This window comes from Amycolatopsis sp. NBC_01286, assembly GCF_035982555.1.
In the GTDB taxonomy this organism is placed as follows: Bacteria; Actinomycetota; Actinomycetes; order Mycobacteriales; family Pseudonocardiaceae; genus Amycolatopsis.
Window position 1 is genome coordinate 6,619,394 of the sequence record NZ_CP108428.1, and the last position, 13,851, is coordinate 6,633,244.

12 protein-coding genes are annotated in these 13,851 nt (G+C 70.9%); 3 read left to right on the plus strand and 9 right to left on the minus strand.

The window, feature by feature from the left end; genetic code table 11:
* Nucleotides 1–18 precede the first annotated feature (18 nt).
* Nucleotides 19–969 carry a helix-turn-helix transcriptional regulator gene (locus OG570_RS31315; protein ID WP_326952691.1) on the plus strand — a complete coding sequence of 317 codons (951 nt, stop codon included), beginning with the start codon at nt 19–21 and terminating at the stop codon, nt 967–969.
* Here OG570_RS31315 and OG570_RS31320 read toward each other — a convergent pair.
* A complete protein-coding gene (locus OG570_RS31320) occupies nt 956–1,939 on the minus strand; it encodes a glutathione S-transferase family protein (RefSeq protein WP_326952692.1) in 984 nt (327 codons plus the stop codon). The genes OG570_RS31315 and OG570_RS31320 overlap by 14 nt on opposite strands.
* A 7-nt stretch (nt 1,940–1,946) precedes the next feature.
* Nucleotides 1,947–2,423, minus strand: a complete 477-nt coding sequence (locus OG570_RS31325; RefSeq protein WP_326952693.1) for a MarR family winged helix-turn-helix transcriptional regulator — start codon at nt 2,421–2,423, stop codon at nt 1,947–1,949.
* A 105-nt stretch (nt 2,424–2,528) separates the two neighbouring features.
* Here OG570_RS31325 and OG570_RS31330 point away from each other — a divergent pair, with 105 nt between their 5' ends.
* Nucleotides 2,529–3,086 (plus strand): YceI family protein, encoded by a 558-nt coding sequence (locus OG570_RS31330; RefSeq protein WP_326950400.1) that lies wholly within the window; start codon nt 2,529–2,531, stop codon nt 3,084–3,086.
* Between the two features lie 59 nt (nt 3,087–3,145).
* Here the strand turns inward: OG570_RS31330 and OG570_RS31335 are convergent, their stop codons facing one another.
* On the minus strand, nt 3,146–3,763 hold the full coding sequence (locus OG570_RS31335) for a TetR/AcrR family transcriptional regulator (RefSeq protein ID WP_326950399.1): 618 nt from the start codon (nt 3,761–3,763) through the stop codon (nt 3,146–3,148).
* Nucleotides 3,764–3,816: 53 nt separating this feature from the next.
* Here OG570_RS31335 and OG570_RS31340 point away from each other — a divergent pair, with 53 nt between their 5' ends.
* Nucleotides 3,817–4,707 carry a pentapeptide repeat-containing protein gene (locus OG570_RS31340; RefSeq protein WP_326952694.1) on the plus strand — a complete coding sequence of 297 codons (891 nt, stop codon included), beginning with the start codon at nt 3,817–3,819 and terminating at the stop codon, nt 4,705–4,707.
* Here OG570_RS31340 and OG570_RS31345 read toward each other — a convergent pair.
* The 6 genes from OG570_RS31345 to OG570_RS31370 all read right to left on the minus strand — a co-directional run bounded on the left by OG570_RS31345 (nt 4,704) and on the right by OG570_RS31370 (nt 13,850).
* Nucleotides 4,704–5,618, minus strand: coding sequence for a hypothetical protein (locus OG570_RS31345; protein ID WP_326952695.1), 915 nt, complete (start codon nt 5,616–5,618; stop codon nt 4,704–4,706). The two genes, OG570_RS31340 and OG570_RS31345, sit on opposite strands and share 4 nt — an antisense overlap.
* A gap of 59 nt (nt 5,619–5,677) precedes the next feature.
* The gene (locus OG570_RS31350) at nt 5,678–7,357 is read right to left on the minus strand and encodes an ABC transporter family substrate-binding protein (protein WP_326950396.1); all 1,680 of its coding nucleotides are present in this window, start codon (nt 7,355–7,357) and stop codon (nt 5,678–5,680) included.
* Between the two features lie 54 nt (nt 7,358–7,411).
* Nucleotides 7,412–9,547 carry an ABC transporter ATP-binding protein gene (locus tag OG570_RS31355; RefSeq protein WP_326952696.1) on the minus strand — a complete coding sequence of 712 codons (2,136 nt, stop codon included), beginning with the start codon at nt 9,545–9,547 and terminating at the stop codon, nt 7,412–7,414.
* A complete protein-coding gene (locus OG570_RS31360) occupies nt 9,544–10,545 on the minus strand; it encodes an ABC transporter permease (RefSeq protein ID WP_326950394.1) in 1,002 nt (333 codons plus the stop codon). The genes OG570_RS31355 and OG570_RS31360 overlap by 4 nt, the downstream gene beginning before the upstream one ends.
* Nucleotides 10,545–11,525 (minus strand): ABC transporter permease, encoded by a 981-nt coding sequence (locus OG570_RS31365; protein ID WP_326950393.1) that lies wholly within the window; start codon nt 11,523–11,525, stop codon nt 10,545–10,547. Before OG570_RS31365 ends, OG570_RS31360 begins: the two co-directional genes overlap by 1 nt.
* A gap of 321 nt (nt 11,526–11,846) precedes the next feature.
* Entirely contained in the window at nt 11,847–13,850 is a 2,004-nt protein-coding gene (locus tag OG570_RS31370) for a glycoside hydrolase family 31 protein (protein ID WP_326952697.1), read from the minus strand.
* Nucleotide 13,851 lies beyond the last annotated feature (1 nt).

Consider the following 13,851-nt stretch of genomic DNA (forward strand, 5'->3'; position numbering starts at 1 on the left):
TCTGGCATTCTCGGACGCATGCGGGAAACCCCTGGCCGGCTGCTCCGGCTGCTGTCGCTGCTGCAGATGCACCGGGACTGGTCCGGCACCGAGCTGGCGCAGCGCCTGAGCGTGACGACGCGGACCATCCGTCGCGACGTCGACCGCCTGCGCGAGCTGGGCTACCCGGTGCACGCGGCGATGGGCCCGGTCGGCGGCTACCGCCTCGGCGCGGGTGCCGAGCTGCCGCCGCTGCTGCTGGACGACGACGAGGCCGTCGCGGTCGCGGTCGGCCTGCACGGCGCCACGTCCGGCGGCGTCGCCGGGCTGGAGGAGGCGTCGCTGCGGGCGCTGAACAAGCTGGAGCAGGTGCTGCCGTCCCGGCTGCGGCACCGCGTGGAAGCCTTCGACGCGGCTTCGCTGGCGCTCCCGGTCCGCGGCCCGGTGGTCGAGGCGGCCGTGCTGACCGCCGTGTCGGCGGCGATCCGCGCGGCGGAGACCCTGCGCTTCGACTACGTCAGCCACGACCGCACCGAGTCCCGCCGCGACGTCGAGCCGCACCGGCTGGTCTCGTGGGGCCGCCGCTGGTACCTGGTCGGCTGGGACACCGGCCGCGCGGCCTGGCGCACCTTCCGCGCCGACCGGCTGACCCTGCGCACCCCGAACGGCCCGCGCTTCACCCACCGCGAGCCGCCGGACGGCGACCTCACGGCGTACCTGACCCGCACGATGGGCCGCGAGCTGTGGCCCTACCGCGCCCGGCTTCGCGTGGCGGCTCCGGCCGAAGAGATCCGCGGCCGGGTCGACGGCGACGTCACGCCGATCGACGACCGGAGCTGCCGGCTGGAGCTGGCTTCGGACTCCTTCGACCTCATCGCGTTCGTGGTGTCCACCTTGGACGTCCCGTTCACGGTGGAGTCACCACCCGAGCTGGTGGAACGCCTGCGGACGCTGTCGGCGCGCTACGCCGACGCCGTCACACCAGGCTAGGCACCCGCTCCGCCTCCAGCGGCGGTCCCGGCGGCGTGCCGTCCCCGAACGGGTGGCCGCCCAGTTGCTCGCGGCCATGTGGGGTGAGGAAGCCCGACAGGTCCGGGCCCAGCGGGACGATGCCGCTCGGGTTGATGGTCCGGTGCACCACGTAGTAGTGCTCCTTCGTCTGCGCGAAGTCGATCGTGTCGCCGAAGCCCGGCGTCTGGAACAGGTCGCGCGTGTACGCCCACAGCACCGGCAGCTCGGTCAGCTTCTGGCGGTTGCACTTGAAGTGGCCGTGGTAGACCGCGTCGAAGCGGACCAGCGTGGTGAACAGGCGGACGTCGGCCTCGGTGATCGTGTCGCCGACCAGGTAGCGCTGGTCCGCGAGGCGCTCGGACAGCCAGTCCAGGCGGGCGAACAGCTTGCGGTAGGAGTGCTCGTACGCCGCCTGCGAGCCGGCGAACCCGCACTGGTACACCGCGTTGTTGACGTCGGTGAACACCTTCTGCGCGACGTCGTCGATCTCGTCGCGCAGCTTGTCCGGGTACAGCTCGGGCGCGCCGTCGCGGTGGTACGCCGTCCACTCGGTGGACATGTCCAGGGTCATCTGCGCGAAGTCGTTGGTGACGACCTGGCCGGTCGGGACGTCGACGAACGCGGGCACCGTGATGCCGCGCGGGTACTCCGGGTCGCGCTTGAAGAACGCCTCCTGCAGGCGCTCGATGCCGAGCACCGGGTCGCGCCCGCCGGGATCGAGGTCGAAGCTCCAGCTCCGCTCGTCGTGGACCGGCCCGGCCATGCCCATGGACAGCGCGGGTTCCAGGCCGAGCAGCCGCCGCACGATCACCGCGCGGTTCGCCCACGGGCACGCCCGCGCCACGACCAGCCGGTAGCGGCCGGCCTCGACCGGCCAGCCGTCACGGCCGTCGGCGGTGATCCGGTCGGGGATGTAGTTGAGGTCGCGCTTGAACTCGCCGTCTGTCATCGGTTCCTCAGCAGTCGTCGGTCGGGGGAGTGACGTCCAGCGCCGCGGCCAGCCGGGCCAGTACCGGCCCGGCCGTCCGGATGTCTTCGGCACTCAAGTGGTCGAACACCGACGCCCGGGCGCGGGCGAGGTGGGTCGGGTAGGCCGCCTCCAGTCTGGCCAATCCCGCGTCGGTCAGCACGGCGTTGGACGCGCGGCCGTCCTCCGCGCACTTGCGCTTCTCGACCAGGCCGCGGCGGGTGAGGTCGTCGACGACCCGGCTGATCCGGCTGAGCGAAAGGCCGGTGGCCGCGGCCAGCGCGGAGATGCGGAGCGTGCGGTGCGGGGCCTCGGACAGCGCGACCAGCACGCCGTAGTCGGTGATCGCGAGGCCGGTCTCGGGCAGGAACTGGTCTTCGAGCGCCCGCGGCAGCGCGGTCGTGATGCGCATCAGGGACCGCCAGAACGGGGCCTCGGCGTGGTCGAGCGCGGACTGTTCACCCATACCGGCGAGTCTAGCGAAAGCTTGCTTGCGCAACCAGTAAAAACGAGTACAGTGTCGTTGAGCCCTCAATCACTGGGGGGCGCCACCACGAGGAGAGAAGACAGCATGACCAGCGCGACCACCTACCCCCAGCTGACCGGTGAGTACACCCTGGACGCCGCCCACTCGCGGATCGGGTTCAACGCCCGGCACGCCATGGTGACCAAGGTGCGCGGCAGCTTCAACGAGTTCACCGGCACCGCCACGATCGACGGTGACGCCCCGGAGAAGTCGTCCGCCCAGGTGACCATCCAGGCGACCAGCATCGACACCCGCAACGCGGACCGCGACGGGCACCTGAAGAGCAACGACTTCCTGTCGATGGACGAGTACCCGACCATCACCTTCACCACCACCGAGATCAAGCAGACCGGTGAGACCAGCTTCGACGTGACCGGCGACCTGACCGTCAAGGACGTCACCCGTTCGGTGACCATCCCGTTCTCGTTCGAGGGCTCCGCCAAGGACCCGTTCGGCAACGACCGCGTCGGCTTCGAGGGCTCCACCACGATCAGCCGCAAGGACTACGGCATCACCTGGAACGCCGCCCTCGAGACCGGTGGCGTGCTGGTGAGCGACAAGGTCACCCTCGAGTTCGAGATCTCGGCGATCAAGAACGTCTGACCTGTGCTTTGAAGCCGTGAACGGCCCATCGGGGGACTCCCTCGATGGGCCGTTTCCGGCTACCTGGGGACCTTCGTCGCGCGCAGGTTCTCGATGCCGACGTCGAGGGCCGCTTCGAGGTGGTCGAGGCGGCCGGTCGACAGCATCACCACCACGCCGCCCTGGATCCCGGCCAGCAGGGCGGCCGCGGTGCGCTCCGCGTCGACGTCCGGCGCCACCTCGCCCGCGTCACGCAGGTGACGGATGCCGGCCGCGATCTCGTCCTGCCACTGGCGCAGCATCTCGCCGACCACCGCCTGCGCCCCCGGCGTGGCGCGGCCCAGCTGGGAGATCAGCACGTTGAGCGGGCAGTGCTGCCCCCGGCCGCGGTAGTGCGAGACGACGGTGTCGCGCCAGCGCCGCCACGCCGCCCACGACGTCAGCCGGCCCAGCTGCGGCTGCTGCACGGACAGCACTTGGTCGGCCTCGAACCGGGCCACGGCCAGCAGCAGCTCGTCCTTGCCGTCGGGGAAGTAGTGGAACAGCTGGCTCTTGCTGGTGCCCGTCCGCGCCCGGACGTCGTCGAGCGTCGTGACGGCGACCCCGCGCTCGCGGATCTCGGCCGCCGCACCTTCGATGATCCGCTGCCGCGTCGCGGCGCCCTTCGCGGTCAGGGGCTTCACCTGGGTTGGACTCACGGGTCCACTTTAATCCGCTGTCGCCGCCGCGGCCCGGCGGTCACACTGGCGGAATGTCCACCATCGTCCCGTTGCCGGTGCTCGTCACCGTCGCGCTCGTCGCCGGCGCGGTCGTGGCCTGGGTGCTGTCGCGCCGGGACAGCGGCTGGGCCGAAGTCGTGCCGGCGCCGCCGGGATCGGTGCTGGTGCTGGACGAACTGGGTCCGCTGCGTGACTTCGCGGAGCGGGCCCAGGTGGATCCCGCGCTGCGCCAGGACTGGGTCGACGAGGTGTTCTCGCTGCTGCGCGACACCTCGAACCAGGCCGAGCTGTGGCAGCTCCTGGCGTCGCACCTGCGGCCGGGCACACCGGGGTTCTGGCCGGGTCTGGACCTGCGCGCGGAGTCCCAGGTCCTGGCCGGGACGGATCTGCGAGGGTGCGAGGTGCGCGACGCGGTGTTCCGGGAGGTGCGCTTCTGGGGCGGCGCGCGGTTCGACGGCCTGGTCGGCACCGGCCTGGTGAGCTTCGAGCGGTCCGCCTTCACCTACCACGCCTCCTTCCGCGGCACGGAGTTCCGCGCGGGCGCGGACTTCGAGGGGGCCACGTTCATGGCCAACACGTCGTTCGCGGGCGTGACCGCCGGCGACCGAGTGCGGTTCGACGAAGTCCGGTTCTCGGGCCGCACGGACTTCACCGGCGCGGAGTTCGCGACGGGCGTTTCGTTCGTGGCCACAGGTTTCGCCGGCCCGGCGAAGTTCCGCGACGCGCGGTTCGCGGCGGAGGCGCGGTTCTCGGGCACCCGCTTCAGCAGCCACGCCGACTTCACCGGCGCGACGGCGGGTGCGTTCCGCTTCGCCGGGGCGCACGCTCGCACCGAGGTCCGCGCGGTCCGGACGTGGCCCGCGGGCGTGAGCCTGGGGGAGCCGCAGCGGCCCGGGCACTGGGCCGAAGTGCGCGGGGTCTAGGACGGGTCGGAGCCGCGCAGGGCGGCCCACCAGAAGCCGAACGCCGCGACCAGGACGGTCACCGCCAGCCAGCCCGCGACCCCGGTGCCGTCGACCAGCGCCCAGAACACGCCGACCACCGGAGCGACGGCCAGCACCGGCAGGTCGGCCCGCAGCTGGCGGCGCAGGGTGACCGGGCGACGGGCCGCCGCCGCCCGCTCGGCGTCCGGCTCGGCCGGGTTGTCGAGGCGACGGCCGCGGGGCTCGGTGGTGCGGAGGCCGCCCGCGGGGTGGAACGTCGTGCCGCCCACGCGCACCAGCACCCGGCGGTCGCCGGTCAGTTCGGCGACGGACGGGGTGGCCAGGCCGATCAGCGCGGGGGAGAAGTACACCGGGAGCCAGGACGGCGTGGGCGTCTCCAGTTCCAGCCACGACCGGGTCAGCAGGCCCCGTTGCACCTTCACCCGCCGGATCGGCACGGTCCGGCGGGTGCCGCCGCCCACCCGGACGAACCGGGTCAGCAGCACCAGGACGTCCACCGCGAGCACGCCCGCAGCGGCGACGACGGTCGCCGTCGCGTAGGTCGTCGTCCGGTCGGTCGTCACCAGCGGGGTCGCGCCGCGGATCGCCGCCCGGCCGGGGTCGGCGGGGTCGTAGAACACCGGGAGGGTGCTGCCGGGCGCGGGCCGGACGTCCACCGCGACGGTGGCCGTCGCGGCCGACCCGCCGGCCAGGGCGAAGCGGATCAGCGCGGAATCACCGTCGAGGCGGACGACGGTCGCGGTCGAGCGGGCCGTCATCCCGCGCAGCTCGCCGGCCGCGGCGGCGTACCCGGCCAGCTGCACCGCGAACACGAGCGCGCAGGCCAGCAGGGCCAGCGCGCTCGTCAGGAGGATGTGCCGGACGGGCCGGAGCGTCAGGAGAGTCTTCACCACTGCCTCGGGTACGGAAGGCGGGCGGTGCGAACACCGCCCGCCTTCGCAGGGAACCGCTACTTCACGAAACCGATCTTCGCGAAGTCGTACGGGGTGTTCGCGAAGCCGGGCGAACCGTAGTTCGCGACCGTCTTGCGGACGGCGAACGCGCCGACCGACTGGAAGATCGGCAGCTGGTGCCCGACCGCCCAGATCTCCTTGTCGACCTCGTTCAGGTCGGCGGCCCGCTTGCTGTCGTCCAGCTCCTGGGCCGCGGTGTCGTAGAGCTGGTTGATCTTGTCGTCGCCGATGTGGCCGTAGTTCTGGCCGATGTTCTTCGGGTCGTTGTAGTAGATGCCCTGGCCGCCGCCGATCGGGAACGCCGTCGAGATCCAGCGGAACAGCGTCATGTCGAAGTTGCCGACGTTGACGTAGTTCTTGAAGAACTCGGTGCTCGGCACGGCCTGGATGTCCAGGTTCACGCCGATGGCCTTGAGCTGCGACTGCATGATCTGCCCGGTCTGCTGGCTGATCGGCGTGCCGATCGGGATGATCAGCCGGACCTTCAGCTCCTTGCCGTCCTTCGCGCGGAAGTCACCGGCGGTCTTCCAGCCGAGCTGGTCGAGCTGCTTCTTCGCGGCCTCGACGTCGAACTTGTACGGCCCGGAGTTGTCGACGTACTCCTTGGCGCCCTTGAGGAAGATGTGGTTGCCCAGGGGCTGGGTGTCCTTCTGCATCTGCCCGAGGATCGCCTTCGAGATGGCGACCGTGTCGATGCCCCGGAAGATCGCCAGCCGCAGGTCCTTGTCGGCCAGGATCGACGAGCTCGCGCCGTTGAAGGTCACGTGCGTGTAGTCCGGGTAGGTGGACTGGCGGATGACCGTGTTCGGGTCGCCCTGCGCGCGCTTGAACGCGTTGACGTCGTTGTTGAGGTTGTAGAAGTCGATCTGGCCGTTGGCGAACGCGTCCGCCAGCGCCGGGCGCTCGACCTTCTTGAAGGTGACCGTGTCGAGCTTCGCCGGGGTGCCCCACCAGTTCGGGTCGCGCTCGAGGACCACGGTCTTCGCGGTCTGGTCGATCTTCTGCACCTTGAACACGCCGGCGGTGATCTTCGGCTCGGTCGCGAACGACTTGTTGAAGGTCTCCGCGTCGGCGTTGAGCTCCTTCGGGTACAGCGGGATGAACAGCGACTTCCACTCCGCGAACTTCTTCGCGAAGGTGACCTTCACGTCGAGGTCGTCGGTGCCCTTCTCGACCTTCGCGATGTCCTGGTAGCCGGTGGTCTGCGAGACCTCGTAGGCCGGGTCCTTGCCGTTGAGCACCTTGGCCTGCGCGGCGAAGTCCTCCCAGGAGAACGCGCGGCCGTTGCTCCACTTGGCCTTCGGGTTGAGCTTGTACTCGACGACCTGCGGGTCGGTGCTCACGAGCTTGACCGACGTGACGTAGTTCGGGTTCTCACTGACCGTCGCGTCGGCGTTCTGCGTGAAGACGTACGGGAAGACCGCGCCGAACATGCTCTGGCCGTCGAGCGGCGTGCCGTCGACCTGGTTGACGTTCCAGTTGTCGGGCAGCTGGTCGACCGGCCACTTGAAGTCGCCGCCGTCCTTGACCTGGTCGAGCGGCTTCTCGTTGATGTCGGCCGTCTTCACGCCCTGGGCGCCCTGGTCCTGGAGCGCGTTGTTCCCGCCACCAGAGCTGCCACTGCAGGCGGCGAGGGCGAGGGTCAGCGCCACCACCGGGGCGATGACGGCAGCCATCCTCCGTCGGTTCATCGGGTACCTCTCTTTTCCTGTGTGCCAAGGGATGCGTGGCTACACGACTTCGCGGGTCTGGGCGTAGTGGCAGGCGACGTCGTGGTCGGCGGCGCGCGGTTCGCGCGGCGGCTCGACCTCGACGCACTGCGTGCGGTCCTCGTCGGAGAGCTGGGCGAACACGAAGCAGCGGGTCCGGAACCGGCAGCCGGACGGCGGGTCCGCCGGGCTGGGCAGGTCGCCGGTGAGGATGATCCGGGTCCGCTCGCGTTCCTTGACCGGGTCCGGGATCGGGATGGCGGACAGCAGCGCCTGGGTGTAGGGGTGCTGCGGCTGTTCGAACACGGTGCGGACGTCGCCGATCTCGACGATCTTGCCCAGGTACATCACCGCCACCCGGTCGGCGATGTGGCGCACCACCGACAGGTCGTGCGCCACGAACAGGTACGACAGGCCGAGCTTCGCCTTCAGTTCATCGAGCAGGTTGATCACGCCCGCCTGGATGGACACGTCCAGCGCCGAGACCGGCTCGTCGAGCACGATCAGCTTCGGCTCCAGGGCGAGCGCCCGGGCGATCCCGATGCGCTGGCGTTGCCCGCCGGAGAACTCCGCGGGGTAGCGTTCGGCGTGCTCGGCCCGCAGCCCCACCAGGCTCAGCAGTTCGGGGATCCGCTTGTCGATCGCGGCCCGGTCGTAGCCGTGCACCCGCATCGGCTCGGCGATGATGTCGCCGATCGGCAGCCGCGGGTCCAGCGCGGCCATCGGGTCCTGGAAGACCACCTGCAGGTCCCGCCGGATCGCCTTGCGGGCCTTGGCGTCGAGCTTCGCGACGTCCTTGCCGAGCACGGCGACCGAGCCCGCGGCCGGGCTCACCAGCTCGAGGATCTCCATCAGCGTGGTGGACTTCCCGCAGCCGGATTCGCCGACCAGGCCGAGGGTTTCGCCCTCGACGATGTCGAAGCTGATCCCGTCGACGGCCTGCACGCTGCCGACCCGCCGCTTGAGGATCTGGCCCTTGGTCACCGGGTAGTGCTTGACCAGGTCCCGGACGTCGAGCACGGTCGTGCGCTCGGCCCGCGGCAGCGCCGCCAGCGGCGGTTCGCCGACCAGCTCGGCGCCGTAGACCTCGGCCGCGCCGGCGTCCGGCCGGTCGAGGACGTCGGTGTGGATGCAGGCCGCGCGGTGCGAGGTGTCGACGCCGGCGTCGGGGCGCCCGGGCGTGAGGGTGAGCAGCTCCGGTTCCGCCGCGGTGCAGTCGTCGGTCACCAGCGGGCAGCGCGGCGAGAACGGGCAGCCCGGCGGCAGGCTGACCAGCGACGGCGGCTGGCCCTCGATCGGCACCAGCGGCTGCTTCTCGTGCGCGTCCACCCGGGGGATCGAGCCCAGCAGCCCGAGGGTGTAGGGCATCCGCGGCCGGGCGTAGATCGTCTCCACCGGACCCTGCTCGACCGCGCGCCCGGCGTACATCACCATCAGCCGGTCGGCGAACCCGGCGACCACGCCGAGGTCGTGGGTGATGATCACGATGCCGGCGCCGGTGACCTCCTGCGCGGTCTTGAGCACCTCCAGCACCTGTGCCTGCACGGTGACGTCCAGCGCAGTCGTCGGCTCGTCGGCGATGATCAGGTCCGGGTCGTTGGCGATCGCGATGGCGATCACCGCCCGCTGCCGCATGCCGCCGGAGAACTCGTGCGGGAACGCCTTCGCGCGCTGCGCGGCGTTCGGGATCCCGACCAGGTCCAGCAGCTCGACCGCGCGGGCGTTCGCCTGCGCCTTGGTGACCACGCCCTTGCCGTGCACCAGCAGGGCTTCGGCGATCTGCGCGCCGACCGGGTAGACCGGGGTGAGCGCGGACAGCGGGTCCTGGAAGACCATCGAGATCTTCTTGCCGCGCAGCCGGGACAGCTCGGTGTCGGAGCGGCCGATGATCTCGCTGCCCTGGAACCGGATCGACCCGGAGATCCGCGCCTGCGGCGGCAGCAGGCCCATCACCGCCAGCGAGGACACGGACTTGCCCGAGCCGGACTCGCCGACGATGCCGAGGACCTCGCCCGCGGCGACCTGGTAGGACAGCCCGCGCACGGCGTGCACCCGGCCCGACTCGGACGGGAACGACACGTCGAGGCCGGCCACCTCCAGCACGGTCCCGGTCGGCTTCCCGGTCTCCGCGCCCAGGGCGAGTGCGGTGCTGCTCATGAAACGGCTCCAGCGGAAACGGTGGTGGTCTTCGTGGCGGCCTCGACGCGCTTGCGCTCCTTGCGCCGCGACCGGCTCGACGCCGGGTCCAGCGCGTCGCGCAGGCCGTCCCCGGCGAAGTTCACCGCGAGCACGGTGACGACGAGGAAGCCCGCCGGGATGTAGAACAGCCACGGGAACGTGCGGACGGCGTCGGACCCGGCCGCGATCAGTGTGCCGAGCGAGACGTCCGGGGCCTGCACACCAAAGCCGAAGAACGACAGCGACGTCTCGGTGATGATCGCGACGCCGACGTTGATCGTGGCGTCGATGATGAGCAGGGAGGCCATGTTCGGCACGATGTGTTTGGCGATGATCCGCCGCGCCGGCTGGCCCATGAACCGGGCGGCCTTGACGAACTCCCGCTCGCGCAGGGTCAGCGTCATGCCGCGGACGATCCGGGCGGTGATCATCCACTGGAACAACGCGATCAGCCCGACCAGGATCAGCCAGGTCTTGCCGCGGAAGGCCGGCGAGAGGATCGAGATGATCAGGAACGGCGGCAGGATCAGCAGCAGGTCGACGACCCACATGGAGATCCGGTCGGTCCAGCCGCCGAAGTAGCCCGCCGCGGCCCCGACGACCGAGGCGACGCCGGTGGAGAACAACGCGGCCAGCAGCCCGATGGTCAGCGACTTCTGCAGCCCGCGCATGGTCTGCGCGAACATGTCGCCGCCGATCTGGTTGGTGCCGAACCAGTGCGAGCCGTCCGGTGGCAGCAGGTACGACGTCGGGTCCAGCTCGTCGTAGGCCCACGGCGAGTACCAGGTGTAGGTGAACGCCAGCAGGTAGAACAGCACGATCAGGGCGAGTGCGGCGACGGCCGCGCGGTTGCGCAGGAAGCGGCGCAGCACGAGCTTGCCGCGCCCGGCACCCGCCGCGGCCGGGCCGGCCGCCAGGTCGACGGGGGCGCCCGCGGGGGTGGCGGTCGCCTCGGCTTCGTTCACGGAGGCGGACATCAGATCCTCACCCTCGGGTCGAGCACGGCGTACAGCACGTCCGACAGCCAGCCGGCGAACAGCACGCAGACGGCGATGAACAGCGTCACCGTCGCCACGATGTTGGTGTCCTGCTTCTGGATCCCGGTGACCAGCCAGTCGCCCATGCCGTACCAGCCGAAGATCTTCTCGGTGAAGATGCCGCCGGTGATGAGCAGGCCGAACCCGAACGCGAACAGCGTCGCCATCGGGATCAGCGCGGTGCGCAGGCCGTGCTTGAACAGCGCGCGGCGCCGGGTCAGGCCCTTGGCCTGCGCGGTCCGCAGGAAGTCCGAGCCGAGCACGTCGAGCATCGCCGAGCGCTGGTAGCGGCTGTAGTAGGCGACCTGGGTGAGCACGATCGCCAGTGTCGGCACGATCAGGTGCTGCACGCGGTCGAGCAGCGCCTCCCCGAAGCCGCCGCTCAGCCCGCTGGAGTTCTCGCCCTGGACGATGAAGAACTGGTAGCCGTCGAGCAGGTTGTCGTTCACCGACTGGGCGCCGGCCTTGAGGATCGTCGCGATCACGAAGACCGGGGTGGAGAGCACCACGAAGGAGAACGTCGTCGCGAGGTAGTCGCTGATCTTGTACTGGCGGATGGCGCTGACCACGCCGACCAGCACGCCGATCACGATGCCGATGGTGATGCCCAGGACGAACAACCGCAGGCTGACGCCCATCCGGCGCAGCAGTTCGTCGGTGATCGGCTGGTCGGTGATGGTCCGCCCGAAGTTGCCCTGCAGGACCCCGCCGAGCCAGGTGAAGAACCGCTCGGGGATCGGCTGGTTCAGGTAGAGCTCCGCGGCTTTGGCGTCGATCGTCGCCTGCGGGGGCGGCGGGTTGCGCAGCTTGAGCCCGTCGAGCGGGCTGAAAGCCAGCGAGGCCAGGGAAAACGCCGCGAACGTGGCGACCAGGCAGAGTGCGATGTAGTTGACGAGCCGGCGCAGGAGGAACCCGATCACCGTGGTCCCGCCTCGCCCGGGGCGGGGAGCCGCCGGTTCCGCGGGCCGCTCGCCCGCCGCTCGCTCGATGGAGTTCTCGTCGAAACCACTTGCCGCTACTGCCCTTCATGAGTCATTACGCCCGTCGTCGGCGCAGCATAAGGGGAGCGGACGGTTCATTTCGCGCCCGGCGAACAATCCGATAGTTACGATCCGGCCCTGAATGTGAGCGTCTCGTTATCTTTCGCCGGATACCCGACGTAGGTATGTAGCGCGTGTCGCGCGCGGGGGTGTAGCGGCCCGATCGGCAACCGGACGAACAGCCTGTAAGGGACAGTGGCCTCAGGGTTTCCCGACGGGCAGGCACGCGTTGTCGCGCAGGAACAGCGGGATGCGCTCCGCCGGAGCGGCCGCCTCGACGCTCGTCCCGCCCGGGTGCCGGTCACCGGTGACCGCGTCCGTCCACAGTGCACCTTCGGGCAGGTACACCGGCCGGCCGGTGGCGCCGGCCTCGAGCACCGGCGCCACCAGCAGGTCCGGGCCCAGCAGGAACTGGTCGTCGGCGTCCCACGCGCCGGCGTCGGCGGGGAAGTCCACGAACAGCGGCCGCATCGGCGGCACGCCCTGCTCGTGCGCCACCCGCATCTGCGCCATCAGGTAGGGCCGCAGCCGTTCCCGCAGCCGCAGCGCGTCCTCGATGGCGGCCAGCGCTTCGGGACCGTACGACCAGGCCTCGTTGGGGCCGCCGGTCATCTCCGGCCCGAACGGCGGGCGCGGGTCGCGGAAGCCGTGCAGCCGCAGCAGCGGGCAGCAGACGCCGTACTGGAACCAGCGGACCAGCAGCTCCCGGTACGCCGGCGCGTCCGGGTCGCCGCCGTGGAAACCGCCGATGTCCGTGGTCCACCACGGGATCCCGGACAGCGCGACGTTCAGGCCGGCCCGCACCTGCGCCCGCAGCGACGCCCAGGTGGCCGGGACGTCACCGGACCACAGCGCGGCGCCGTAGCGCTGGCTGCCGGCCCACGCCGAGCGGCTGAGCAGCACGACCTCGTCGTCGCCCTCGCCGCGGATGCCGTCGTGGAACGCCTGCGCGTGGACCTGCGGGTAGAGGTTGACGACCTCCGGGCCAGGCCCGGCGTGGAAGGCGAGGTTGTGCGGGTGGCCGGGCCGGATCTCCGGCTCGTCGCCGTCCAGCCACCACGCGCGCACGCCCAGGTCGTAGTAGTTCTCCTTGACCTTCTCCCACAGGAACCACCGGGCCGCCGGGTTCGTCGGGTCGTAGAACGCCACCGGCAGCTCGACGTCGAAGCCCTTGTCCTTCCACGGCGCGTGGGCCGCGACCCCGCTCTCGGTGGCGACGAGCAGGCCGTTCTCGTGCATCTCGGCGTGGTTCTCCGACAGCGGGCTGACCGACGGCCAGACCGACACCATCAGCTTGACACCGAGCTTATCCAGCTCCCGCACCATCCCGGCCGGATCGGGCCACTCGGCCGGGTCGAACTTCCAGTCGCCGAGGTGCGTCCAGTGGAAGAAGTCCGCGACGATCACCGACAGGGGCAGGCCGCGCTCGTGGTACTCGCGGGCCACGGCCAGCAGCTCGTCCTGGGTGCGGTAGCGCAGCTTCGACTGCCAGAACCCGGCCGCCCACGCCGGCAGCATCGGCGCGTGCCCGGTCGCGTCGGCGTAGTGGCCGAGGATTTGCCGCGGGTTGTCGCCGGTGGTGACCCAGTAGTCGAGCTGGCGGGCGTCGTCGGCGACCCAGCGGGTGCCGTTGCCGGCCAGCTCGACCCGGCCGGCGGCGGGGCTGTTCCAGAGGAACCCGTAGCCGCGGCTGGACAGCAGGAACGGCACCGACACCTCGCCGTTGCGCTGCACCAGGTCCAGGACCAGGCCCTTCTGGTCGAGCCGGCCGTGCGGGTGCTGGCCGAGGCCGTAGAGCCGCTCGTCGTCGTAGGCCGTGAAGCGCTGTTCGAGCCGGCCGTAACCGTTGCCCGACGGCGTGAAGACCCGGGCGCCGGGCCACCAGAAGTGCGCGCGCTGCTCGGACAGCAGCTCCGCGCCGGTGTCCGTGCGGACGAACCGCAGCTGCGCGTCGACCCCGGTGTCGGTCTCGGCGATCTCGACGAGCGCGGTGAGCGCGCCGTTCACCACCCAGGCGGACCGCCCGTCCGCGCCCGCGCTGCCGGCGGACGGCTTCGCGGGCAGGAGCGCGCCGGGGACGTCGTCGAGGATCCGGTGCCGGCCCACCCGGACGCGCAGGCTGTCGGCGCCCCACGGTTCGATGAGCAGCACCTCGTGCCGGACGCGGACTTCGAGCGAGCGGCCGTCTTCGGTCGTGGCGATCACG